This is a genomic window from Thiorhodovibrio litoralis (assembly GCF_033954455.1).
In the GTDB taxonomy this organism is placed as follows: Bacteria; Pseudomonadota; Gammaproteobacteria; order Chromatiales; family Chromatiaceae; genus Thiorhodovibrio; species Thiorhodovibrio litoralis.
This window is the reverse complement of the sequence record NZ_CP121473.1, coordinates 1,681,532-1,704,013: the sequence shown is the minus strand read 5'-3', so window position 1 is coordinate 1,704,013 and position 22,482 is coordinate 1,681,532. Positions and strand designations below refer to the sequence as shown.

Here is a 22,482-nt window from a genome sequence, read left to right as displayed (position 1 = left end):
CGCCGATGCAAAACGAACAGAAAATTCTCGCCTGCGTCGATCAGTCGCACTTCGCTGGCTTTGTCACCGACACCGCCGCTTGGGCCGCGCGCCGACTCGACGCACCGCTGCAGTTAATGCACATCATCAAGCGCCAGCCGGAGTTGGTCAGCACCCATGATCACAGCGGCGCCATTGGGGTGAATGCGCAGCAGACACTGCTGAAGGACCTGTCCGATCAGGATGCCGCGCGCAGCAAGCAAGTGCGCGAGCAAGGGCGGCTGTTTCTCAACCAACTGCGCGAGCGCGCCCTCGGCCAAGGTGTGACCGCGCCCGACGTGCGCCAGCGCTATGGCGATCTCGAGGAAACACTGGTCGAGCAGCAGGCCGGCGTGCGCCTGTTCGTGCTCGGGCGTCGCGGTGAGTCGGCCGAAACCACCCACCGCGATCTCGGGCGCAATGTCGAGCGCCTGGTGCGGGCATTGAATCGCCCGATTCTTGCCGTCACCGACGACTTCCGCGAGCCGCAACGGGTGATGATCGCCTTCGACGGCGGCGCCATGACCCGACGCGGCGTCGAGATGGTCGCCCGCAGCCCACTGTTTCGCGGTCTGCCGGTGCATCTGGTGATGTCGGGGCAGCCGCGGCGCGATGGCGCGAAACAGCTCGACTGGGCGCGCACCACGCTTGAGAACGCCGACCTTGAAACAACCGCGTCCAATATTCCAGGCGATACCGAGCAAGTCATCGCGCGCTATGTCAAAGAGCACGCCATCGACATGCTAGTCATGGGCGCTTACGGCCACTCACCGCTGCGCAGCCTGTTCTTCGGCAGCAAAACCACCGACCTGCTGCGCGCCGCGACCATTCCCACACTGCTGTTGCGCTGAGCGCCGGCTGACGCGATAGTGCTTGCGCTAGTGGTGGTTGCTCTTCAGATTTTAGTGACGCTGGCGCTTCCGCCAGCGCCTCTTGGTGGGGTGCGTCATTCCATGCCTGACAGCGTTTCTTTTTCGGCCTGGAGCCAGTCCTGGGTCTCGAAGCCGCTGAGAAAGCCGCGCTTCTCGGCCCGGAAATAAGCCGCCTCAGCCACCGCCCGCGAATTGACTTGCGATCGCGAAGCACGATTCACGACTTTGCGCGGCGGCGAGGCGAAGCGCAGGGAGGCGACCTCGGCCTTGTTGGAATCATTCGCGGACGCGCCCTGCCGGCTGTCGCGGCGATCACCCTGTTGTCGGCGATCGTTCAAGCTGCGGCGTTCGTCCATGGAGTCAGGGTGAATCGAGAATGCAGAGAAAGGCATGGCGGACCTCATGGGTGTATCGAAAAAAACCGCTTGGAATCGAACGGGGACTGGGCTTTGCCAGATGGCTGCCCCAAGATCCTTAAAATTACGCGCGGTCGCTACACCTTTAGCCTAACCGAGATGCGCGGTGAAGGCGCTAGGGAGGCAAAGGAGATCGCCATCGGGGTATGTCTTAGATGTTGTCAAGTCACGCGTGTCATGGTCATGTCAAGGCGGGGGGAGAGCCCGACATTTCGGCTCAGCATTGGGTATGCGACCAGATAGTCGCGCAACGCATGAGCTCCGCGGCATTGCTGAGTTGTAGCTTGCGTTTGATGTTTTCGCGATGGGTTTCGATTGTTTTCACGCTCAAATGCAGTCTCTCGGCGATTTGCGCCGTGGATTGGCCATCGCCAAGCAGGCCGAAGACTTGCAATTCACGATCACTCAGACAGTCCACCGCGAGCCCCCCCGACTCCTGACCAGGAAGCGTGCGCTTGAGCATACGTTCGGCCATCGCCGGACTCAAATAAACGCGTCCCATCAGGGTGGTGCGCACCGCATCGACAATATGCAGGGCAACCTCACTCTTATGAATGAAGCCAATGGCACCGGCATGGAGCGCGCGCTCGGCAAAGAGCGACTCATCGCGCATCGAGCAGACCAGGATTTTGACGTCCGAGCAATGGGCTCTCAGTCGCCTGACCAAGTCGAGTCCATCGCCATCCGCCAGCGCCAGATCGATGATCGCCAGATCCGGCTTGCGCGCTTGAACCAGAGCCAGTGCCTCACTAACACCGCCGGCCTCGCCGATGACACGCAATCCGTCGTCGCGAGCGAGGACCGCCTTCAGGCCCTCGCGCACCAGCGGATGATCATCGACGATCACCAGGGTCTGATAGTGCGAATCATAATCCATTAATTTCCTGCGCCAGCGCATGAAGCCCGGGGCCAGGGTAGTTGGAGAAAGAGAAATTCTATATCTGCAAGTTTACAGCGTTTTGCCGATGCCAACATCAGGGCGGTCCCGATGCGAACCGCAAGCGCGTTCGCGCATACTTAATGCAAGAGAGGCTGCGATATCGCTGTCCGAGCCGGACATGCGCCGTGGCCTACACGCGATTCGCCACTCAGGAGCGCGACATCCATGCCTTATTCCAACCGCTCATGGCACTATGCCACCCCGGCGGAGGAGTCACCTGTTGTTCGCGGTAAGCCGCTGGAGCGCAAACCGTCGGGCGGGCCAACCCTCCCGCCATCCGCCAGTCAACTCTTCAATGAGGCCCCCGGTCAGGGCAAAACTGCCTCGTCGCACCGCCGTCCCGCGCAAGCCAGCCACCTCGCACCGCGCCCGAATTCGGGGTCGAGATCGGCAACGCGGGAAACGCTGTGGGTGCGGACCGGTTCGCGCTTGGACATCGCCTCGCTCGCGATTATACAGGAGGCGATTCACAGCGTGCGAGTCGATCAGCATCACACCGAAAGCCTGGTGATTGACATGAAAAATACCCGTCAAGTGTTTGACTCGGGCATTGAGCTGCTGCTCTTTTTGTACCGCAAGGCCGGAACGCGGCGCAATAACCTTTATATCGTGAACGCCGGCAGCAGAGTGCGCGAACGCCTTGGGGAGAAAGGCCTGGACGCTTGTTTTCACCTGCCCAAGTCTCCACTCAACCGACCAGCGGGAAATTGAAAGCAACCCCCCGACTCGCAGGACGGAGTTCATTCACGCAAACAGGAGCATTCGTGGTCGTCAGCCAATAGCGCAATCCGTGTCCCCAAGCCTTCGGAGAGAATCCCATGACCAAAGAACGACAAAGCAACAAAGAAGCCAAGAAGAAACCCGCCCATTCGCTGAAAGAAAAGCGCTCGGCGAAGAAGGAAAAGCAGGAAACCAAAACCCTGCTGGGAAACGTCAAGGGTGGCGCGCCTGCCTAGTCGCATTGGCCGATGGCCGCGAGAGGACTCGGGGCCATTGGGCGCCGCCGCGGGCAAGCTGCTGCCCCGATGCTGGCCTGACAGTTAACCCATGAAACGCTATCGCATCCTACATCGGACCTACTACCGCTTTTCCGGCCAAGTGCAACTCGGCCCCCATGTTTTGCGCTTGCGACCCAGGGAAGACCATGACCTGCGCATCGAATCATCGACACTGAACATCGATCCGCCCGCGACCCTGCGCTGGCACCGTGATGTTGAGGACAATTCCGTGGCGATCGCGACCTTCGAGACGCTGGCCAGCCAGCTCGCGATCGAGAGCGACCTCGTCATTCAGCAGTTCAACGAGGCACCGCTCGATTTCCTGGTCGACGCCGAAGCGATCAACTACCCCTTCGCCTATTGCGCCGAAGACACGCCAGTGCTCCTGCCCTACATGGAGGTTTCCCGGCCCGGGGAGGGCGATCCGTTCAAGGTGTGGGTCGACAGCCTCTGGCAGGCGGGTGAGCGAATCCAAACCTACGCGCTGCTGCAGCGCCTTTGTACGCACATTTATAACCGCCTGTCATACCAGCTGCGCGAGGAGCCCGGAGTCCAGGCTCCAGCGCAAACCCTCGCGCTTGGCACCGGCTCCTGCCGCGACTCCGCCGCCCTGTTCATCGAGACCGCCCGCTGCCTCGGGCTCGCTGCGCGCTTTGTGAGCGGATATCTCCAGGCCGAGCCGTCGGCGTTCAACTACGGCGCCACCCACGCCTGGGCCGAGGTCTATCTGCCGGGCGCCGGCTGGAAGGGCTTCGATCCATCGAATGGCACGGTGGCCGGCCCCCAGCACATCGCCGTCGCCGTGGCGCGACGCCCAGAGTCCGTGCCGCCGATCGCGGGTGCTTTCACTGGGTCGCCCGGGGCATCGATGAGTGTGGGGGTTTGGGTGTCCAGCCTGTAACCAGGCAATTCTCTTTCATCGACTGCCTTTACGAAAGGTGACATCGAACCCTTCTTGCAGTTAAGACGCCTTGGCGCCGGGTCGCTATCCCATGGAGGGCAATAAATTCCAAGAAGTCCCCAAAGGAGCCGAATCGACATATCCGATGGAAGAAGCATTTAACAGCCACGGGGGTGACAGCGAGTCCGCACAGCAATCGTCCGCGCCGCGCGCCTTTTGTTCGGACGAACGCGACCAGATGCTTGCTCACAGCGCGCGCCTGGCCCAGGTCGGCGGCTGGACACTTGAGCCAAACAGCAGTCGCTTCCTGCCGACGGTTCACTGGTGCCATATCCACGGTGTCGAGCCGGGCGAATCGACCCTGGGCAGCCTATTGCGAATCCTCCATCCCGGTGACCGCTCGGGGATGCTGGCGGCCATCCAGCGAGCCTTGGAAGAAAAAGCGCCCTACGTTCATCAGCACCGCATTATCCGTCCGGACGACCAAAGAACTCGCTTCATTCAGGACTATGGCGAGTTCCAGTATGACGCCAATGGTAAGCCCACGACTTTATGCGGCGCCGCTCAGGACATTACTGAGCGGATGCGGATGCAAGACGCAATCCGGGATACCGAGGAACATTTGTATCTGGCGCTGCAACTCTCCAAGACCGCGATCTGGGAGTGGCATACCGACACCAACCAGGTAAAATGGTCCGAGGACATGGCGGCCATGTGGGGCTTTGCCCCGAGACTCTTTCAGGGCACCTTCGAGGAGATCGCCGCGCGCCTCCACCCCGAGGATCTCGCGCACTGGCGCGAGAGCATGCAGGCCTGTGCTGAGGATGGCGCCGAGCTCAACCTCGAGTTCCGTGTTGTCTGGCCCGACGGATCAACCCACTGGCTGGCCACCGATGGGGATGCAATTCGCGGCACGGACGGTCGAGCCATCCGCCTGGCGGGTGTTGCCCGCGACATCACCGAACGGAAAACCAGCGAGCAGGCCCTGCTCGAAAGCCAGACGCGCCTGGAACAACTGGCCTACTACGATCATCTTACCGGGCTCGCCAACCGACGACTGCTTCTGAACCGACTGCGCAAAGCCATTGCCGTAGCCGACCGCGACAACTCTCGGCTGGCCGTCTGCTATCTGGACCTGGACGACTTCAAGCCCGTTAATGATCAATGCGGACACGAGGTTGGCGATATACTCCTGCAAGCGGTTGCTGCACGCCTGGTTTCTTGTGTCCGCCCTACCGACACCATTGCCCGCTGGGGTGGCGATGAGTTCGCGCTGCTGTTTGCCGATGTCCTTAACCGCGGCGCATGCGTCCAGATCCTTGACCGCATTCTGCATGGGCTGAACGAACGCCTGATCGAGGAGCAACCATATCCGGTTTCTGCCAGCATCGGGGCGACACTGTATCCGGAAGATCATGGCGACGCCGATAGCCTGTTGCGACATGCCGATCATGCCATGTACCTGGCGAAACAAAGCGGACGCAACAACTATCAGTTTTTCGACCCGGAAAAGGACCCTCTGGGCATCGCCAACCGCGAACGTCTGCGCGACATCCAACAGGCGATCAACGCCGGCGAGCTGCGGCTTCTGTATCAGCCGATCGTCAACATGCGCAGCGACTCCACCGCAGCGGTCGAGTCTGCGGAGGCGCTGGTGCGCTGGCAGCATCCGCGGCGCGGCCTCCTGGCGCCGGGCGAATTTCTGCCCGCCATCGAAGGCAGCGACCTGATCCGCCAACTCGATCATTGGGTGCTGCGCGAAGCCTTGACCGAGCAGGAAGCCTGGGTCGCTCAAGGGCTGCGCCTGCGCCTGCATATCAATGTCTCGGCCTATTCACTGCTGAGGCCAAATTTTATGCGGGATGTCTCGGGATTCATCGGTCAGCACCCTGGTGTCCAGCCCTGTGGTATTGAACTCGAAATTCTGGAGACCGCCGCGCTCAATGACCTGGATCTGGTCAGCACGGTGATCCGCCAGGGTACCCTGCTCGGCCTGTCCTTCTCCCTTGATGATTTCGGGACCGGCTATTCATCGCTGACCTACATCCGTCGGCTCTCAGCGCGGACGCTCAAGATTGATCAGACCTTTGTGCGCAACATGATCAAGGATAATGAAGATCGCGCCATCGTCGAAGGAATCATCGGACTCGCCCGCGCCTTCGATCTCGCGGTCATTGCAGAAGGCGTGGAAACCCTGGAGCACGGCTGTCTGCTGATGCGCCTGGGCTGTGATCGCGTCCAAGGCTATGGCATTGCCCGACCCATGGCCGCCAAGCAGCTCACCGAATGGGTAGCCGCTTATCAGCAGCCAGCGCTCTGGGCCGAGCAGTCGAAAGACCTGACAGAAGACTTGGCGCCGGCATAGCGCAGCCAGACCGCAATCGTCATCACCGGCGGAACCAGTTAGGTGCGCGCGAAAGAAAAGAGGCGTTGCCTTGCCTATATCCCACGTTGACATATCTTGGGATAAGTACAGAATAACAAGAAATGCACAGTATTGGGCGGCGCCATGAAAGAACGCATCGGTGGAAATTTGTTGCGATTGCGGCGAGAGCAAGGCCTGTCCCAGGAAACACTCGCTACCCTGGCAGGACTCTCGTTGCTAGCTTATCGAAACTTGGAGAAGGGCCGATCCGAACCTCGCAGAAACACCCTGCAAGCCTTGGCAGCGGCATTGGATGTCCCCATCAAGGCCTTGCTGCAGCCGGCCCTGCGCCTGCAACGGGTGCGCTTTCGCTCGCTCAAAAAACTCAAGCGGCGGGATCAGGTACTCGCTGACATCGCTCTGCGCTTGGCCACCTTTATCGACTTGGAAGCCATGACCGGTGACCGCTTGCCCCATGAGCTCAAGCCCTTGTGGGATGAACTGAGTCATCAATCCGACCAAGACATCCCGAAACTGGCAGACAGAGTGCGGCAGCATTTTGGCCTCAATAACAAGGAACCGGTGCACGATATCTGTGGCTTGCTGGAATCGCGCGGCATCAAGGTTCTCTCCCTCGAAGTGCTCAGCGATGGCTTCATGGGGCTATCGGTGGCCGAAGAAGATGGTGGGCCGGCCGTGGTGGTCAACACCTGGCACCGTCTACCGGTAGAGACCTGGATTTTCAGCGCCGCCCATGAGCTGGGCCATCTGCTGCTACATCTGAATGCCTACGATGTGGGCGAGGAGCGGGAAGATCAGCAACAAGAGCGGGAAGCTGATAGCTTCGCCTCGCATTTTTTGATGCCACAAGCGGCATTTGCCAACGAATGGCAGGATGCAGAAGGCCTGCCACTACTTGATCGTGTGTTCAAGATCAAGCGGGTCTTTCGCGTCAGTTGGCGCACCGTGCTATATCGTGTTGCGGAGTCTAAGCCGGAACAAAAGCGCGCGCTTATCTGGCAGCGGTTCAATCGCGCTTACCAGCAACGCAATGGTAAATCCCTGCTAAAACATGATGAACCGGATGGCATTGCCCGGGAAATCTATCAGGGTAATCAGGCTCAACGATCCACTGGGTTGGAGCCAGCCAGGATGGAGAAATACGATTTTCAAGGCGACAGGCTCTGGCGGCTAACCAGACACGCGATGGAAAACGACCAGATCACCCTCTCCCGGGCATCGGAAATACTGCGCCTGCCCCTGCTGGAGATGCGCGAGTTGTCCGCCAGTTGGATGCTATAGGCGGATGGGATGCTGCTCATTATTGATGCCAATGCCCTGATCGACAGCAAGGCGCAGCGTGCCCAACCTACTGTATCTGGATTTTGCGCATTATGTGTGCGAAACCATGAGCCTTACCATTCAGAAGCCGCCTTCAGCGCCGAGGGTGGCTGGGACTATGCGCATTAGGTGTCTATGCCATCCAGGACGGGCGAGAGGGTTGCTGCAAGATTGGCGAAATCCTGAGCGCCACGGCACTTTGGCGCATAGCCACGAACGGGCTTGCCCACGCTGAATGCCTCTGCCAAACGAATGTCGGAGCGAATGCCGGCCAGAACCCTCGGCGCGCCGAATTGACGCGCGACCTCGCCGGTCACCAGACGATGCTGGCGGATGTGCGCCGCCGACATGGTCGGCACAAAGCCGAGGATTTTCAGTTGCGGATTGGCGCCGCCCGAGATGATCTTGAAAAGCACCCGCATCAGTTGCCGCACCCCTTCCAGGGAGAGATGGTGCGGAACATAGGGCACCAGCACCCAATGCGCCGCCGTCAGTGCGTTGAACAACAGATGGTCCAAAGAAGGGGGCGTGTCGAGAATCACCAAATCGAAAGCCGAGGCGATGTCTTGGTGCGCGAGCGCTTCAGCTAACCGCCCTTGCCCCCCCACACCGCTACCATGCTCGAATCGTTGGTCGGCCGGACATAGGGAGAGATTCGCAAAGGCGCTCGGGTAGACGGCAGCCGAGAGTTTTGCCAGAGGGTCGAGAAAGATGCTATGGGCCGTGGGCGCATCCCGGTCCAATTTCAGGCCCACCCCGGCGGCACAATGGCCCTGTGAGTCGAGATCAACCAGAAGAACCCGACGCCCGAGCGCGGCCAGTTCGGCGGCGAGATTGACTGCCACCGTGGTCTTGCCGGTGCCACCCTTGCGGTTGGAGACGGCAATGATCCGGGGCATGGCTAGACCGCCCCCATCAAAACAGCTCGATCTGGGGCCGCTCGTCAGTCGCCGCCACAGCGCCGATCACCGACGCGTGAGCATTGCGCTGACTGGACATCACATAGCGATCGAGATGCCCGTCCAGGCGCTCCTTGAGGCTCGGCTGCACCGAACCATCCCAAGCCGCATCGCCGAACTGCGCCATGAGCGACTGCAAATGTTCGCCCAACTCGCCCAGAGCGATCCCGACCTGCTCCAAGCGTTGGCGAACCACATCCTGAAACTGAATATATCCCAGTGCGCCGGACAGGCGTGTGACGATTTCCTGATTCCCCGTCTCCACCCCTTGAATCACCTCCAGCAGCAAGGCGCTTCCCTCGGCGAAACGCGCCTCCATGGCGCTGATGTCAGTGATAATCCGATGAATATGGTCGCTGTATTGCTTGCGGTCCCTGGCCTCGCGTGCCACGACAAGTTCTTTTTCCGTGCTCTCGGTCGCTGCGCTGATCTTGCGGGCGATATCCTCGGCCGCGCTGGCGGTTTGGGTAGAGAGCGCACGCACCTCGTCCGCCACCACAGCAAAACCGCGTCCTGCCTCCCCCGCACGCGCCGCCTCAATGGCCGCATTGAGCGCCAGAAGATTGATCTGTTTGGCGATATCGGAAATCACCCCAACCAGCGGAGACAGCGCATCCACCTGCCCGGAGAGGTGTTCGATGCGCTCCAGGTTGCTGTCGAGCTCCGTCATCTGCACGTTGAGATGATCGCTCAGAACGGCTATGACCTCTTTGTTATTGGCCACCTGCTGTTCCATGACCTCCGCCAGTTCCATGCCGTTCGCCATGGAATGCCCGATCCGATCCATCTGCGCACGGGAGAGTCCATGCACCTGATTGATCTGCTCGATCACCGACATGACGCCCTGCTCGGTCTCTTGGACGGTGCCTTCCATCTGTTTCCTCATGATGTCGAGGTAAGGTGAAACATGGCCGATTTCGTCCTTGACTAGGGCCTCCTGAATGGACACGCTTTCAAGTTGAGAGTGGCCTTCGTGAAGCAAGCGAATAAAGGCTTTCAGGTCCTGGCGCAGAAACACCCAGGCCAGGACTCCGCTCAATGCCAGCACGGACACCGTGGACAAGAAAGTAGTGAGGGCGATCTCAGTGGCATAGCTCATGCCCAGCGGGATAAGAAAGAGATCGCGCAGCCAGGGCGAGATCAGCCAAGCAACCATTACGTTGATAGCAAGCGCTACCGCGGCGGCCACCATAAGCCTGGAACGCGCGCCCCGCAATGGGAGTTGAGCATCCACCGTTTGCATTGCCATGTCCACCTAGGCGCCCGGCAGCACTTGCTTGATCACCTTGACGAGGGCGGGGCCGTCGACGGGCTTCACCAGCCAGCCGGTGGCGCCCAATTTCTTGCCCTCGTCGCGCTTGTCCGCCTGACTCTCGGTGGTCAGGGTCAGGATGGGCGTGAAGCGGAACCCAGGAAGCGCGCGCACGTTCTTGATGAGCTCGAATCCACCCATGTTGGGCATGTTGATATCGGTAATGATGAGGTCGGGCTTCACGCCACCCTTGAGCTTGGCCAGTGCCTGCACGCCGTCTCCGGCCGTCTCGACATCGAAGCCGTTCATCTCCAGGGTCGTCTTGACGCTATAGACCATGGTGGCGGAGTCGTCCACAATCAGGATTTTCTTGGGCATTCTTGTTTTCCTTCAGGCTACTCGAGCAAGGCGGATTCGAGCCAACTACGTAATCCAGCATCCTTGGGCCAAGCCTTGATGACAGGCTTGGCGGCCATCAAGACTTGCAGATTGGCGGGATGCAGATGGACGCAATCGGCCAGATTCACCTTGGCCGTCGGTTTCTTCTGCAACCATTCCAATAAAGTTTCGGCTTCCTCAACGGTCACAATGTCAAGAAACAGGGCATGATTGCCTTTGAACTCAATGGGCATCAAAGAATCTCCTTGACATTGAGCACCATCAGCACTGAGCCGTCCCCCATCAGGGCGGAGCCGGCATAGGCGGACAGACTCGCCAGCACGCCGGTCATGGGCTTGAGGATGATATCGACGGTCTCGCGGAAATCGTCCACCAAAAGGCCCAGGGTTTCATCGCCCAGTCGCACCACTAGCACCGCCAACTCGTCATCAGCGTTGGCCTTGTGCTGCGCCTGAATCCCGAGCAGGGTGTTGATCGACTTCAGCGGCACAATACGCCCGCGCAAGACCGTGGCCAGACTGCGTTTGATAGTACGAATCGCCGACTGGGGCACTCGCACAGTTTCCACCACAGTGTCCATGGGGACACCGAAGGACTGATCATCGGAGACCACGATCATGACGTTGGTCACGGCCATCGACAAAGGCACCGACAGCCGCAGTTGGGTCCCCTGCCCCAGAACACTGGTCAAGGTCATAGCGCCGTTGACCTTCTCCACAGCTGAGCGGACCACATCCATCCCCACCCCGCGTCCAGAGAGGTCCGACACCGTCTCTGCGGTCGATAAACCAGCGGCAAAGACCAGATTCACAGCCTCCTGGTCGCTGATGCGCTCCAGCGTGGCCTCGTCGATGAGTCCCTTGGTATAGGCCTTGTGCTTGATGACATCGGGGTCGATGCCCTTGCCGTCGTCCTTGATCTCAATCACCACACGGTCGGATTCCTGGGTGGCACGCAGCGTCAGGGTGCCAGCCACTGGTTTGCCGGCAGCGGCGCGCACCTCGGGCGACTCGAACCCATGATCAAGACTGTTGCGCACGATATGCACCAACGGATCACCCAATGCCTCGATGATGTTCTTATCGGCCTCGGTGTCCTCCCCTTCCATGACCAGGTGCACATCCTTGCCGAGCTTGCGCGAGATGTCGCGCACCAGACGCGGGAAGCGCTGGAAAACAAAGGAAACGGGCATCATGCGCACCTGCATGATAGCGTCCTGCATCTCCTCGGCGATGCGATTGATCACCGCGTAATGGCCCTTGATGTCGCGCGAGAGCTCACGCACCCCAAACACATCCTCAGCCCGTCCCGCCAAGTACGGCAGGCCATTCTTAGCCACAACCATCTCGCCGATCAGGTTCATCAGGCGGTCGATTTTGGTCTGATCGACCTTGAGGCTCTTGGGGCCGGCGATGGCATCCTCGGCGCGGCGACCGAATTTGACCCCGCCGCTCTCCCCTTCTGGCGCCGGTGTTGCCTGAGCAGCGGCTGGTGGAGCTTCGCTGGGCGCTGGAGCACTTTCTGTGGGAAGCTGAGGCGATACCGACGGATGCTCTGCGCCGGCTTCGGCAAGCACCGGAGCCATGGCGGGAAAGCGCGCATCCAGCCAGGCCAGAAGGGCCGCGCCGCTGTTTGCCTCCAAGGCATCTCCGGTTGCCGCATCAAGCCCCGGCAGCGCCGCACTGTCGCCGCAGACGCGCAGGCAGCCGGACAGTGCGGCAGCGACGGACTGAATCCGACCAGGCAGCCAATCGGGATTGTCTGTCTGACTCAGAATGGTCCGTTGCGTGGCGACGACAGCCTCCAGCGCCTCAGCCTCCTCCGCAGACAAGGTGGCGACATCGTCGCGTTGAGTGCTGCCCTCTGCTGCGACAGCCCCGACGCCATCCCAAGCGGGCGGCTCGAAGGTACGCAATGACTCCAGGAGTGCGTCGAGAACGGCCGGGCTCTCTGGCTCGGTCTCCGGCTCAGTTTCCAGTACCAGCCGCAGCCAGCGCAGGGCCGAGGCGATCCAAAGATCGGGGTTGGAGAGTTCGAGCATGGTGCCGGCATTGCGAGCCAGGCCGTCAAGATCGCCGGCTCGCAACAGCTCCAATGCATCAGAGAGGAAGTCATCGTAGACCGGCCCACCATTGGTGTCGCCCTGGGGCAGAACCAGCGCGAGCCGGGCAACCGGTATGAGCCTTATCTGGTCCGCCACATAGCGATAGTGTTCCTCCAGCGCGGCACGGGGTGCGGCGGTCAGCAGACTGAAATCCAGCACGCAGGCATAGGCGTCCAGCTCGGCCAAGGGCGACCATGGGTCGCGTGCCTCAATGCCGCCCCACAGCAGTTCAGGGGTTTGGCGCACCAGAAAGAAGGGGTCATCGCCCTGGTAGAAACATTGTTCCGACGGGGTGTAGACGAGCCAGTGCAGCGGATCACCCGCGCGGGCACGCCGATAAGCCTCCATGCGCGCGGCCTCGGGGATGGCGGCAAGCGGCAGTTGCGCGGATGCCTCGGGATCGGGTTCTTTGGTCTCCGCAGCCGTTGCGACATCGGGCGCGCCGGGCGCCCCGGGCTTGCCTGGAGCCTGGCCGGAAGCCTGGTCGGGAGCCTGACCGTCATCGGATTGCATCAGCTCGCGCAGCGAGGCTCCCAGGCGTGCGGCATCCGTCCCATGCGTCTTGCCCATGACACCGTCCGACTCGACTTCATCGCACAGCATGCCGACGAAATCCATCGCGTCCAACAGACGATCTGCCAGGAGCTGCGAGTAGGCCACCCGACCGTTGCGCACCGCATCCATCAGGTCTTCGCCGGCGTGCAGCACCCGGGTCATTTCGGGAAAATCGAACAGGCCACTGTTACCCTTGAGGGTATGCACCAGACGAAACAGCTCATTCATCATGGCCGCGTCGCCGGGGGCGTTTTCCAACTCCATCAGCTTTTCGCTAATGCCTTGTAGGAAATCGCGCGCCTCCGACAGAAACTGTTCGAGCAATGGATTCATTGCGCCACCTCCCCCAAGAGCACCCGGACCTGGGCCAGGAGTTGATCGGGTTTGACCGGCTTGATCACATAGAGATTGGCGCCAGCGGCATAGGCGCGCTGCTCATCGGCAGGCTGTGCCTCGGTGGAGATCATGATGGCCGGCACCTGCGGCAGATCGCCGCTGCGCAGTTCGCGCAGGAAACCATAGCCATCGAGTTTGGGCATGTTGATGTCCACCAAATAGAGATCGAAGCTCGACTGCAAGACTTTTTCCAGTGCCTCAATGCCGTTCATCGCCTCCTCCACGGCGAAATTCGCCGCTTCGAGAATCTGGCGGTGATACAAGCGCACCGTTGCCGCATCATCGATAATCAGAATGCGCTTCATGATGTCACCAGTGGCCGTTGATAGACGATGGCTTCGGGGAATTTTCGCACCTTATAGAGTGACGAACTGCGGCTCATGGATTCCGAATGACCGAGACAAACGAAGCCGCCCGGCTTCAAAGCGTCATAAAAGGTCTCAGTCGCAGTCTTGCGCGAGACATCGTCGAAATAGATCAGCAGGTTGCGGCAGAAGATTACATCAAAGTCGCGATAACCCCGGGTATCGCCGCGCTCGGAGACATTGACCCGAGTGAACTCCACCGACTCACGCAGATCATCACAAATCTGATAGCCGTCAGCCTGGCGGCGAAAATACCGCTTTAGGAATTTTTCCGGCAAATGCTGCACCGAGCGAATTGAATAAAGCCCCCGACGGGCAAGGACGAGAATTCGGGTATCGATGTCGGACGCAACGATTTCGACATCCCAGTGATTGATTCCTGGCCAGCGCTCCAAAAGATAAATAGCAATGGAATAGGGTTCCTCGCCGGAGGAAGATGGAACCACCCAGATACGAATGGCGCGCTGATCGCGCTTGCGGGCAACGATTTCCGGCAGCAGTGAATCGACCAAACACTGAAACTGATACTCTTCACGGAAAAAATAGGTTTCATTGACCGTCATCAGATTGGTCAATAACTGCACTTCATCGCTGCTCGCCTGAAAGCGCAGCAAGGTGAAATAACTGCGAAAGGTGCCGCTGTCCGTGGCTTCAATGCGCTCCACTAACCGCTTATCGACGAAATAGCGCTTGGATGCATCAAACTGGATGCCGGTCTTGCGATAGAAAAACTCCCGAAACTTCTGGAAATCCTCGTCGCTGATCCGGATATTGGCCGGCGCCGGATCAGGCTTCACGAAGACGCCCTAGCGCCAGGTCGGTCGCAAAGCGGATGTATGGCTCGTCGGCAAAGCGCACCTGAAGGCGCAACAGGCTCTCGCGGGCTGACACCGTCCCGACCTCACCGAGCAGATCCACTGCCGTGCCGCAAACATTGACATGGGAGTCGCGATCAATGACCTCGATCAGCCAGGTCTCCACCTCCGGATGACAGAGGGATTCCAGAATATTGACCGCGAAGATCCGGACATCCGGATCGGAGTCGGCGAGCAATCCACGCATCATGGGCGCCACCGCGTCCGGCAGTTTCTGCATGGCCTCAATGGCCTCGTTGCGCAGCGCCACGTCCTCGCTCCTCAGACAGTCCACCAGACCAGCCACCGCTGTGGCGTCGCCCAGGCTGGTCAGGGTCGTTAGAATGACTTCCCGAACGGAAACATCCGCTTCTTGTTTGAGACGCGCCACCAACGCAGGCGCGGCATCCGGGCAATCGACCAGATCACGCGCCGCCCAACGCCGGGCGGTCGGGTCAGACGCCGCCAGCTGCACCATCAGACTCGCGCAATCACGGCCCGCCTGACGTGCATCGACGGTGATAGGCTCGTCTGTTTGGGTTTTGACGAGAGCCATGATCGAAGCCTCAACGCCCCGCCCAGGTATTAACCTGCGCGGCGATCTTCTCCGCATGCAGCACCAGGCTGGCACCACCGCGCGCGATCAGTTCCGCTGGCATCCCAAAGACCACAGAAGATTCCTCGGATTCGGCGATGGTGCGCCCGCCGCGCGCTTTTATCTCGGCGAAGGCATCGGCGCCGTCATAGCCCATGCCTGTCAGTAGGATGCCGATGACCCGCGCGGGGTCGCAATGCTCCAGCACCGAGCGACCCAAGAGCTCGACCGAGGGGTGCCAGAGAAAGTCGTGATTCTCGGGCTTGGAGAGGACTGTCAGGCACCCGCCGCGCTGACCCACCACCATGTCGGCGCCGCCCTTGCCGATGTAGATGGTGCCCGGCTCGACCGGCATGGGACGCGCGACCTCCACGACATTCAGGGTGCAGAGCCCGTTCATGCGCTGAGCGAAGGGGAGCGTGAAGGACGCGGGCATGTGTTGAGACACCAGAACCGGCCAAGGGAAATCTGCCGGCAAGCGCGGCAGGATGTCCTCCAGAGTGCGCGGGCCGCCGGTCGAGACGCCAATCACCACCAGCCCCTCGCCCGCCACGCCGCGACGCACGGCAAGCGGTCGCGGGGCCGGTTTCGCCTGCTCCTGACGCAAGCGGTTACTGACCGTCCGAGCTGTCCTGGATTTGAGTCGGGCACCTGCCGCAGCGCGCACTTTAGCCACCAGTTCAGCGCTGATCTCGTCGATAGAGAGCGAAATGGTGCCGCCCGGTTTGGCCAGATAGTCCACGGCCCCTAGATTGAGCGCCTCGAAGGTCGCCAGCGCCCCCTGCTCGGTGAGCGAGGACACCATGACCACCGGCACCGGCCGCTCTGCCATTATCAGCGATAGTGCTGTGATGCCGTCCATCTCCGGCATGTTGATATCGAGCGTCACCACGTCCGGCTCGAAGGCGCGATTCTCCTCGACCGCCTCCTGGCCGTTGCGCGCCTGACGAATCTCAAAGTCTCCCTCTGCCTGGAAGACATTGGCCAACTGACGGCGCATCAGCGCCGAATCGTCAACAAGCAGCAGCTTAATCATGCGGACAAGGCCGCCAGGTCGGCCAGCTCAGGTCCCCGCACCAACTGCGTGGGATCAATCAACTGCACCAGACGCTGCTGCTTTTCAAGGTTCGCCATGCGCGCGAGGAGTTGTGATTGCTCGCTGGACAATTGCGGCGCCGGTTCGATGGCGGTTTTGGGAATCTTGAGCACCTCAGCCACCGAATCCACAATGAAGCCGGTGCGCGCGCCTTCGATCAGAAACACCATGACACGTTGGCGGTCCGTGCGCTCCACGCTCTGCAAGCCCAGGCGTCGGCGCAGATCGATCACCGGCAGCACCGTCCCGCGCAGGTTGATGACCCCCTCGACGAAAGCCGGCGCCTTGGGCACATGGGTCAATTCATCTGGGACACGCACGATCTCCTGCACGCTCTCAATCGGCACACCGAACTCCTCCTTGTCGAGGCGGAACACGACCACCTGCTCATCATCGTCGGCGCTGTCCTCGTCAGAATCCTCAACATCGGCACGATCGTCATCCTTCATGCTATCCACGGTGGTCAAGGCCTCCTTGATGGCCGAATGACGGAAGAGATTGTCGGTGGAGATGATCGAGACCAGCCGCTTGCCCTCGTCGAGCCGACAGATATCGGAGATGTCGGCCATATCCCCGTCGCGCGCCAAGAGACCGGGCATGGCCTCGACCTCGGCTTTGGCGACCCGCAAGACTTCGTTGACGCTGTCCATGACCAGACCAACCGAGGTCCCGCCCAGCGACACCACCACGATACGGCTATGTTCATCCGCCTCGCGCGACGGCAGCGCGAACATGCGGCGCAGACTCACCAGAGGCAACAAACGGTTGCGCAGACTCATGACACCCAGCACATGTTGCTCCGAGCGCGGTACCTGCACGATGTGCTCGGGCACCTGCACGATCTCCTGCACATTCTCGATAGCGATGGCGTACTCCTGCCCGGCGACATCGAAGCTCACCAGTTGCAGCTCGTCGCTGTCCTCGTCCTCTTCGGTTTCGGCCTGCCTGGAAAGGCCCGCCGTCATCCCAGCGGACTTGGCCAGTTTGGCAATGTCCGCGAACTCCCGACTGATCAGTTGAGCGAAGTCCAGCACCATAATCATGGCGTGACCGCCCACATCCTTGATGAGACCGGACAGCAGTTGGGTATCCACAGTGCTGCTGATGGAGCCGACCGCCTCGATTTTGGCCGGCTCCACGCCAATCACACTGGCGACACGATCAACCACAAAGCCCAGAGGCTGGCCGATATCGATCACCAGCGCGCGCGTGGTGTCGTCGTGCTCACGCTCGGGCAGTCCGAACAGATGGCGCAGCGCAATGATCGGCAGCACCTTGCCGCGCAGGTTGGCCAGGCCTTGCAGACTGGGAGGCGCCAGTGGCACCCGGACCACCTCCGGTACGCGGATGATCTCCTGCACCGGGGCCATGTCGACGGCGAAGACCTCCTCGCCAACGATGAAGGTGACAAACTGGCGAGCATCGCTGACCTGCTCGTCGAGGTCATCATCCAGAGGCACCCCATCGTCCCCCTGCTTGCTTTGCCCTTGCCTGCTTTTTAGGGAGGGGTCCTTGGGAGTTTCCGTCAGGACATTTGGGGGACTTTTCTCTGGGCCAATGATTTCCGGCTCACCTTTTTCCGGCTCACCTTTTTCCGGCTCAATTTTCTCTGGGCCAATTTTCTCTGGGCCAATTTTTGGATGAACATCTGGAGGGGGAGTCTCTGTGGTCATGGTCGCACCCCCTAGGCGCTTTGCAGTTCGTCGGCGAGCGAGGCGATCTCCTCGACGGCGGACGCCAATTCCTGAGCCCCTTGGGACTGCTGCTGGGAAGCGGACGCCGCCTCGGTCGCGGCCTTGTCGGCTTCCTGAGCGGCGGCGGAGATCTGCTCGATGCCAGTCTTCACCTGGGTGACAGCCGCGACAATCTCCCCAGCGGCGGCCAGAATTTCCCGCGTTCCTTCCTCCACGGTGCCGATATCGGTCTCGATGGTGACCAGATTGGCTGTGGTCAGCTTAGCCTTTTCCACCTCAGTCAGCGCGGAGGAGACAATCTCCTCCAAATCGCGCCCGACGATGCCGATCTGATCCTGCACTGCCTTGACCAGATCCTTGATGTTGTCGGCATTCTCGGCCGAGTCATGGGCCAGGTTGCGGATGTCAGTAGCCACGACCACAAAGCCTTTGCCGAATTCGCCAGCACGCGCCGCTTCAATCGAACCATTCACCGCCAACATATTAGTTTGGATGGAAACCGTGGTGATGGCATCGACGATCTTATCGATGCGCCGGGACACCAATTCCAGGTCATTGATCTGCTTGATGCTCGAGCGCGAGGCATCCGCCGCAGTCGAGACGCCATTGACCAAACCGTCGACGGTGGTCTTGTTCTCGGCCAACAGAGCCTTGATCGCCGCCACCTTCTCGGCACCTGCGGTGGCGCGCGCCTGGGCCAGCTCGAGCCCCCGCTCAATCTGGGTGATGGCGGCAGCCGACTCCTCGGTGCTTGCCGACTGCACTTCGGCCCCCTTGCGAATCTGGTCGATGGCGACCTCGATCTGGGTGCTGGAACGATTGATCTCGGCAACAGCAGATGAGAGTTGCTCAGCGGAAGAGGCCACCTCCTCGGCACTCTTGGCGACATCAGTCGAGGTCTTGAGATCCTCGGCTAGTTCCGAGAGCGCCTGGGCCGCCTGCTCGCACTCGGCCAACGCCTGCGACTGTTCGGCCACCGTCTTGGCGGCTTCCTCGGCGGCGGCAGACTGCTCCTCGGCAGCGGCGGCAATATCCTCCGAGCCCTTGAGCGCCTGCTTGGCGGCGGTACCGGATTGCTGAGCGCCGGTGGCGATCTCCTGCACCCCCTTGACGATCTCGGCCGCGTCGAGACGAATCTGCTCCAGTTGGGTAATGATGGTCTTACCCTTTGCCGCTTCGCCCTCCACAGTCTTCGCCGAGGAGCCGATGCCCTGAGCAATAGTCTTCACCTCGCCCTGAATCTGCCCCACCAGATCCTGAATCTGCTTGGCGCTTTTCTCCGAGGTCTCAGCCAAGGTGCGCACCTCATCGGCCACCACCGCAAACCCCTTGCCGTGCTTGCCGGCGCGAGCCGCCTCAATCGCAGCATTGAGCGCCAGAAGGTTGGTCTGGTCAGCGATGCGCGCCACCGCCTTGACGATATCGCCGATGTTGGCCGCCTGTTTCTCCAGTTCAGCCACGCGCTCGACCGAGGCCGATTGACGCTGAGCCGCAAGACCAACATTCGTAACCAGACCGTCGATCTCAGCGCTGGCCTTGGCCACCAAGGTCTGGGTGGCATCACTCTTCTCTTGGCTGGTACCGGCACTGTGCAATTGGCGCCCGATGGCCGTCTCGACCTGCTTGAAGGCCGATAGTGACTGCTGGGCCGCGCCGGATGCCTCCTCGGCGCCGGCGGCGATCTGATCGACCGCGCGTTTAAGCTCCTCGGCCGCCGAGGCTGCCTCGTTGATGCCCGAGGACAACTCGCCAGTCGCGGCGGCGATCCGCTCGGCCGCCTGCTGCTGCTTGGCCAGCGTGCGCGCGCGCTTGCGCTGCGCTTCCGCCTCGCGGGCAGCCGCTGCAGATGTCTTGCCGTCAGCCGCATTGGCACTAGCGGCGGTTGCGGAATGTTTCACGAGTGCCATGCGGTGTCTCCTGATGTTCGAAGGATTGACTCACCGAATCGCAAACTTGAGAAACTGTCCTTTTTCTAATTCGCGAATCAGGCTATTCCAGGAAAGGGAAGAAAGTGACCGGCTGTTTCGGTCGCGGCGCACTGAAGTGGGCAGTGGCCGAGCCTGCCAGTGTCAAACAACGCCCCAGCGCTGCTTGGCCGCCGACAAGCCAATTCACCACCAATAGATGCGCCGCAACCCGAGTCTTAGCGGTCTTTTTTTATCTCCGCCTCGATATCACCGACACCCGCCTGCATCTTGCCAGCGTTCTTTTGGACTTTTCCTTTTGCCTCCAGCGTCTTATTGCCGACGGCATGACCGGCAACCTCTTTCACTTTGCCCTTGGCTTCTTCGTAGCGACCATTGACTTGCTTTTTGTTCATCTGTCTGCCCTATCTGATTAGTTAAACCATCGCCCAAGCGCGGAATGTCATTTCCCATCGCTGTAGAGAAAATGTACGCGCAAGGCGGCTGGCCGTCGGTTCGGCAGCGCACATAGAGCAGGATTATTTATTTGTGTACCACCGAACCGACGGCTCTGGTGACACCTATGTTCGCCACCGCACTGAAAACGCGGTCTCTTCGGCATAGAGTGCAAATGGCCGAGACCAACAGTTAGCAGAAAAGGCCATCCACTAATGTGCGCTACCGTACCGACACCGGTGGCCTCAGCGGTCAAACTCTGTCTGTCACGATCTATTTCGATCTATCACGACTTGGAGGGCGCTCTCATGCCGCTTGGTCTCATCGAACTGCCCTGGTGGGGGATTGTGCTGGTCATCCTGGGTTTGACCCATGTGACCATCGCCTCCGTTACCATCTTCCTGCACCGGCATCAGGCCCACCACGCCCTGGACCTGCACCCGCTCGCCAGCCATTTCTTCCGCGCCTGGCTTTGGCTCACGACGGGCATCGTCACGCGCGAATGGGTCGCCATTCATCGTAAGCATCATGCCAAGTGCGAGACCCCGGATGATCCGCACAGCCCGCAGATCTATGGGATCAAGAAGGTTCTGTTTGATGGCGTCGATCTCTATCGCCGCGAATCTGCGGTGGCCGGAACGCTGGAGCGCTATGGACAGGGCACGCCCGATGACGCAATCGAACGCCACCTCTACACGCGGCACAGCAACCTTGGCCTCGGTCTCATGCTGGTGATCGATCTGGCGTTGTTCGGCCCCATCGGACTCACCGTCTGGGCGGTGCAGATGCTGTGGATTCCGTTCTTCGCCGCCGGGGTCATCAATGGCATCGGCCATTACTGGGGCTACCGCCGCTTTGCACCCAATGATGCCTCCAGAAACATTGTGCCCTGGGGCATCCTGGTCGCTGGCGAGGAGCTGCACAACAACCACCATGCCTACGCCACCTCGGCCAAGCTCTCCAATCAGTGGTGGGAGATTGATCTCGGCTGGCTCTATATCCGCCTGCTTGAGGTCTTGGGGCTGGCCAAGGTTCGGCGGGTGGCGCCCAAGTTGCGCATCGACCCAACCAAGCAGCACTGCGATGCCGGCACTTTGCAGGCCGTCATTACCCATCGCTATGCGGTGCTGGCCAGGTTTGTCGACAGTCTGAAGCCGACAGTCAAGCAAGAGGTTCGTCAAAGGCAGGTTGGCGCGACTCTCGGCCTCGGCGACAAGAAGACGCTGCAAGCCGTGCAGAGCGGCTTGCAGCGGGGCGCGGAGAATCTGCCCGAAACGCAGCGCATGATCTTTGAGCAGGCGCTCGCAGCCAGTCCGCCGTTACGCAGGCTCTACGCGATGCGCCAGGAGCTGGTCGCCCTCTGGGGCCGCTCCAACGCCTCGCGCGAGCAGTTGGTCGAGCAACTGGAAAGCTGGCTCCAGCAAGCCGAGACGAGCCGCGTGATTGCGCTGCAACAGTTCTCCAAGAGGCTTTGCGGCTACGGTTGAGGCTCCAATCGGCCAGGGGACCAACTCCAGTTCCTGACTCAGGATCGCGTACTCATCCTCGGGCAGATCGCGTGACGCCGGGCACGCGCAGCCTAGCGGTGATGCCGAAGGGACCGAGAAACAGCCTGTTTCCCGGGCGGGCCACATCCCGAAACAGGGCGCAGACCACGGGCTAGCAAAACAATGCGTCAACCACGCGCTGGGCTGGCCATCTCTGCCAACCGCGCCTCCATCGCCTCGTAATCCCCCAGGTGCGCCTGCATCAGGCTCTTCCAGAGCTTGCCGTGATTGGGTACCGAGAAATGCAGCAACTCGTGGACGATAACGTAGTCCCACAGCTCGGCATCCAGCCCGAGCAGCTCGTCGTTGAAATTCAGCCGTCCGTTGGTGGAGCAGGACGCCCACTTCTTGCGCATAGGGCGGACGCTGAGCTGGATGATCTGCACGCCCAACCGGTCCGCGCATTCGCGGACCCGGTGCTTGAAGGCTTGCTTGCGCGCGGCATCGGCCATCCC

Annotated in this window: 23 protein-coding genes; 8 read left to right on the top strand and 15 right to left on the bottom strand. The window is 60.7% G+C overall.

Annotated features, from left to right (window positions below):
• Positions 1–5 precede the first annotated feature (5 nt).
• The gene (locus tag Thiosp_RS07460) at positions 6–869 is read left to right on the top strand and encodes a universal stress protein (RefSeq protein ID WP_201064072.1); all 864 of its coding nucleotides are present in this window, start codon (positions 6–8) and stop codon (positions 867–869) included.
• Between the two features lie 95 nt (positions 870–964).
• Here Thiosp_RS07460 and Thiosp_RS07455 read toward each other — a convergent pair whose 3' ends face one another.
• Positions 965–1,282: a DUF2934 domain-containing protein gene (locus Thiosp_RS07455; protein WP_323696963.1), complete on the bottom strand. Its 318-nt coding sequence runs from the start codon at positions 1,280–1,282 to the stop codon at positions 965–967.
• Between the two features lie 241 nt (positions 1,283–1,523).
• Positions 1,524–2,183 carry a response regulator gene (locus tag Thiosp_RS07450; RefSeq protein ID WP_201064063.1) on the bottom strand — a complete coding sequence of 220 codons (660 nt, stop codon included), beginning with the start codon at positions 2,181–2,183 and terminating at the stop codon, positions 1,524–1,526.
• A gap of 228 nt (positions 2,184–2,411) precedes the next feature.
• Here Thiosp_RS07450 and Thiosp_RS07445 point away from each other — a divergent pair, with 228 nt between their 5' ends.
• The 6 genes from Thiosp_RS07445 (at position 2,412) to Thiosp_RS07420 (ending at position 7,980) form a co-directional block, all read left to right on the top strand.
• Complete coding sequence (locus Thiosp_RS07445; protein WP_201064061.1) at positions 2,412–2,957, top strand: STAS domain-containing protein; 546 nt, start codon at positions 2,412–2,414, stop codon at positions 2,955–2,957.
• A gap of 107 nt (positions 2,958–3,064) precedes the next feature.
• A complete protein-coding gene (locus Thiosp_RS07440; RefSeq protein WP_201064059.1) occupies positions 3,065–3,202 on the top strand; it encodes a hypothetical protein in 138 nt (45 codons plus the stop codon).
• 91 nt (positions 3,203–3,293) lie between these two features.
• Complete coding sequence (locus tag Thiosp_RS07435; RefSeq protein ID WP_201064057.1) at positions 3,294–4,145, top strand: transglutaminase family protein; 852 nt, start codon at positions 3,294–3,296, stop codon at positions 4,143–4,145.
• 145 nt (positions 4,146–4,290) lie between these two features.
• The gene (locus Thiosp_RS07430) at positions 4,291–6,510 is read left to right on the top strand and encodes a putative bifunctional diguanylate cyclase/phosphodiesterase (protein ID WP_201064055.1); all 2,220 of its coding nucleotides are present in this window, start codon (positions 4,291–4,293) and stop codon (positions 6,508–6,510) included.
• Between the two features lie 144 nt (positions 6,511–6,654).
• The gene (locus Thiosp_RS07425; protein WP_201064053.1) at positions 6,655–7,812 is read left to right on the top strand and encodes a helix-turn-helix domain-containing protein; all 1,158 of its coding nucleotides are present in this window, start codon (positions 6,655–6,657) and stop codon (positions 7,810–7,812) included.
• A 9-nt stretch (positions 7,813–7,821) separates the two neighbouring features.
• Positions 7,822–7,980, top strand: a complete 159-nt coding sequence (locus Thiosp_RS07420; protein WP_201064051.1) for a hypothetical protein — start codon at positions 7,822–7,824, stop codon at positions 7,978–7,980.
• Here Thiosp_RS07420 and Thiosp_RS07415 read toward each other — a convergent pair.
• From Thiosp_RS07415 to Thiosp_RS07360, 12 genes are all read right to left on the bottom strand, one after another.
• Positions 7,977–8,750 carry a ParA family protein gene (locus Thiosp_RS07415; protein ID WP_323696962.1) on the bottom strand — a complete coding sequence of 258 codons (774 nt, stop codon included), beginning with the start codon at positions 8,748–8,750 and terminating at the stop codon, positions 7,977–7,979. The two genes, Thiosp_RS07420 and Thiosp_RS07415, sit on opposite strands and share 4 nt — an antisense overlap.
• Positions 8,751–8,766: 16 nt before the next feature.
• Complete coding sequence (locus Thiosp_RS07410) at positions 8,767–10,053, bottom strand: methyl-accepting chemotaxis protein (RefSeq protein ID WP_323696961.1); 1,287 nt, start codon at positions 10,051–10,053, stop codon at positions 8,767–8,769.
• Positions 10,054–10,065: 12 nt separating this feature from the next.
• Positions 10,066–10,440: a response regulator gene (locus Thiosp_RS07405; RefSeq protein ID WP_323696960.1), complete on the bottom strand. Its 375-nt coding sequence runs from the start codon at positions 10,438–10,440 to the stop codon at positions 10,066–10,068.
• Positions 10,441–10,457: 17 nt separating this feature from the next.
• Positions 10,458–10,694 (bottom strand): hypothetical protein, encoded by a 237-nt coding sequence (locus Thiosp_RS07400; protein ID WP_201064386.1) that lies wholly within the window; start codon positions 10,692–10,694, stop codon positions 10,458–10,460.
• A complete protein-coding gene (locus tag Thiosp_RS07395) occupies positions 10,694–13,453 on the bottom strand; it encodes a chemotaxis protein CheA (RefSeq protein WP_201064388.1) in 2,760 nt (919 codons plus the stop codon). The genes Thiosp_RS07400 and Thiosp_RS07395 overlap by 1 nt, the downstream gene beginning before the upstream one ends.
• Positions 13,450–13,821, bottom strand: a complete 372-nt coding sequence (locus tag Thiosp_RS07390) for a response regulator (protein ID WP_201064390.1) — start codon at positions 13,819–13,821, stop codon at positions 13,450–13,452. Before Thiosp_RS07390 ends, Thiosp_RS07395 begins: the two co-directional genes overlap by 4 nt.
• A complete protein-coding gene (locus tag Thiosp_RS07385; protein ID WP_323696959.1) occupies positions 13,818–14,678 on the bottom strand; it encodes a CheR family methyltransferase in 861 nt (286 codons plus the stop codon). Before Thiosp_RS07385 ends, Thiosp_RS07390 begins: the two co-directional genes overlap by 4 nt.
• Positions 14,668–15,291, bottom strand: a complete 624-nt coding sequence (locus Thiosp_RS07380) for a HEAT repeat domain-containing protein (protein WP_323696958.1) — start codon at positions 15,289–15,291, stop codon at positions 14,668–14,670. Before Thiosp_RS07380 ends, Thiosp_RS07385 begins: the two co-directional genes overlap by 11 nt.
• 10 nt (positions 15,292–15,301) lie before the next feature.
• Entirely contained in the window at positions 15,302–16,366 is a 1,065-nt protein-coding gene (gene cheB, locus Thiosp_RS07375) for a chemotaxis-specific protein-glutamate methyltransferase CheB (RefSeq protein ID WP_323696957.1), read from the bottom strand.
• The gene (locus Thiosp_RS07370; protein ID WP_323696956.1) at positions 16,363–17,886 is read right to left on the bottom strand and encodes a chemotaxis protein CheW; all 1,524 of its coding nucleotides are present in this window, start codon (positions 17,884–17,886) and stop codon (positions 16,363–16,365) included. The genes cheB and Thiosp_RS07370 overlap by 4 nt, the downstream gene beginning before the upstream one ends.
• Before the next feature lie 224 nt (positions 17,887–18,110).
• Positions 18,111–20,027 carry a methyl-accepting chemotaxis protein gene (locus Thiosp_RS07365; protein ID WP_201063973.1) on the bottom strand — a complete coding sequence of 639 codons (1,917 nt, stop codon included), beginning with the start codon at positions 20,025–20,027 and terminating at the stop codon, positions 18,111–18,113.
• Positions 20,028–20,263: 236 nt separating this feature from the next.
• Positions 20,264–20,440: a CsbD family protein gene (locus tag Thiosp_RS07360; protein ID WP_201063974.1), complete on the bottom strand. Its 177-nt coding sequence runs from the start codon at positions 20,438–20,440 to the stop codon at positions 20,264–20,266.
• Between the two features lie 348 nt (positions 20,441–20,788).
• On the opposite strand from Thiosp_RS07360, the gene Thiosp_RS07355 reads away from it, so the two are divergent.
• Positions 20,789–21,967, top strand: coding sequence for a DesA family fatty acid desaturase (locus Thiosp_RS07355; protein ID WP_201063975.1), 1,179 nt, complete (start codon positions 20,789–20,791; stop codon positions 21,965–21,967).
• Between the two features lie 188 nt (positions 21,968–22,155).
• Here the strand turns inward: Thiosp_RS07355 and Thiosp_RS07350 are convergent, their stop codons facing one another.
• Positions 22,156–22,479: a M48 metallopeptidase family protein gene (locus Thiosp_RS07350; protein ID WP_201063976.1), complete on the bottom strand. Its 324-nt coding sequence runs from the start codon at positions 22,477–22,479 to the stop codon at positions 22,156–22,158.
• Positions 22,480–22,482 lie beyond the last annotated feature (3 nt).

Excerpts from the sequence above, each read along its gene's own strand:
- cheB (WP_323696957.1), bottom strand. The coding sequence starts at position 16,366 with ATGATTAAGCTGCTGCTTGTTGACGATTCGGCGCTGATGCGCCGTCAG.
- Thiosp_RS07440 (WP_201064059.1), top strand. The coding sequence starts at position 3,065 with ATGACCAAAGAACGACAAAGCAACAAAGAAGCCAAGAAGAAACCCGCC.
- Thiosp_RS07400 (WP_201064386.1), bottom strand. The coding sequence starts at position 10,694 with ATGCCCATTGAGTTCAAAGGCAATCATGCCCTGTTTCTTGACATTGTG.
- Thiosp_RS07390 (WP_201064390.1), bottom strand. The coding sequence starts at position 13,821 with ATGAAGCGCATTCTGATTATCGATGATGCGGCAACGGTGCGCTTGTAT.
- Thiosp_RS07395 (WP_201064388.1), bottom strand. The coding sequence starts at position 13,453 with ATGAATCCATTGCTCGAACAGTTTCTGTCGGAGGCGCGCGATTTCCTA.
- Thiosp_RS07365 (WP_201063973.1), bottom strand. The coding sequence starts at position 20,027 with ATGGCACTCGTGAAACATTCCGCAACCGCCGCTAGTGCCAATGCGGCT.
- Thiosp_RS07415 (WP_323696962.1), bottom strand. The coding sequence starts at position 8,750 with ATGCCCCGGATCATTGCCGTCTCCAACCGCAAGGGTGGCACCGGCAAG.
- Thiosp_RS07455 (WP_323696963.1), bottom strand. The coding sequence starts at position 1,282 with ATGCCTTTCTCTGCATTCTCGATTCACCCTGACTCCATGGACGAACGC.
- Thiosp_RS07410 (WP_323696961.1), bottom strand. The coding sequence starts at position 10,053 with ATGCAAACGGTGGATGCTCAACTCCCATTGCGGGGCGCGCGTTCCAGG.
- Thiosp_RS07350 (WP_201063976.1), bottom strand. The coding sequence starts at position 22,479 with ATGGCCGATGCCGCGCGCAAGCAAGCCTTCAAGCACCGGGTCCGCGAA.
- Thiosp_RS07435 (WP_201064057.1), top strand. The coding sequence starts at position 3,294 with ATGAAACGCTATCGCATCCTACATCGGACCTACTACCGCTTTTCCGGC.
- Thiosp_RS07360 (WP_201063974.1), bottom strand. The coding sequence starts at position 20,440 with ATGAACAAAAAGCAAGTCAATGGTCGCTACGAAGAAGCCAAGGGCAAA.
- Thiosp_RS07355 (WP_201063975.1), top strand. The coding sequence starts at position 20,789 with ATGCCGCTTGGTCTCATCGAACTGCCCTGGTGGGGGATTGTGCTGGTC.
- Thiosp_RS07380 (WP_323696958.1), bottom strand. The coding sequence starts at position 15,291 with ATGGCTCTCGTCAAAACCCAAACAGACGAGCCTATCACCGTCGATGCA.
- Thiosp_RS07450 (WP_201064063.1), bottom strand. The coding sequence starts at position 2,183 with ATGGATTATGATTCGCACTATCAGACCCTGGTGATCGTCGATGATCAT.
- Thiosp_RS07445 (WP_201064061.1), top strand. The coding sequence starts at position 2,412 with ATGCCTTATTCCAACCGCTCATGGCACTATGCCACCCCGGCGGAGGAG.
- Thiosp_RS07420 (WP_201064051.1), top strand. The coding sequence starts at position 7,822 with ATGCTGCTCATTATTGATGCCAATGCCCTGATCGACAGCAAGGCGCAG.
- Thiosp_RS07405 (WP_323696960.1), bottom strand. The coding sequence starts at position 10,440 with ATGCCCAAGAAAATCCTGATTGTGGACGACTCCGCCACCATGGTCTAT.
- Thiosp_RS07460 (WP_201064072.1), top strand. The coding sequence starts at position 6 with ATGCAAAACGAACAGAAAATTCTCGCCTGCGTCGATCAGTCGCACTTC.
- Thiosp_RS07430 (WP_201064055.1), top strand. The coding sequence starts at position 4,291 with ATGGAAGAAGCATTTAACAGCCACGGGGGTGACAGCGAGTCCGCACAG.
- Thiosp_RS07425 (WP_201064053.1), top strand. The coding sequence starts at position 6,655 with ATGAAAGAACGCATCGGTGGAAATTTGTTGCGATTGCGGCGAGAGCAA.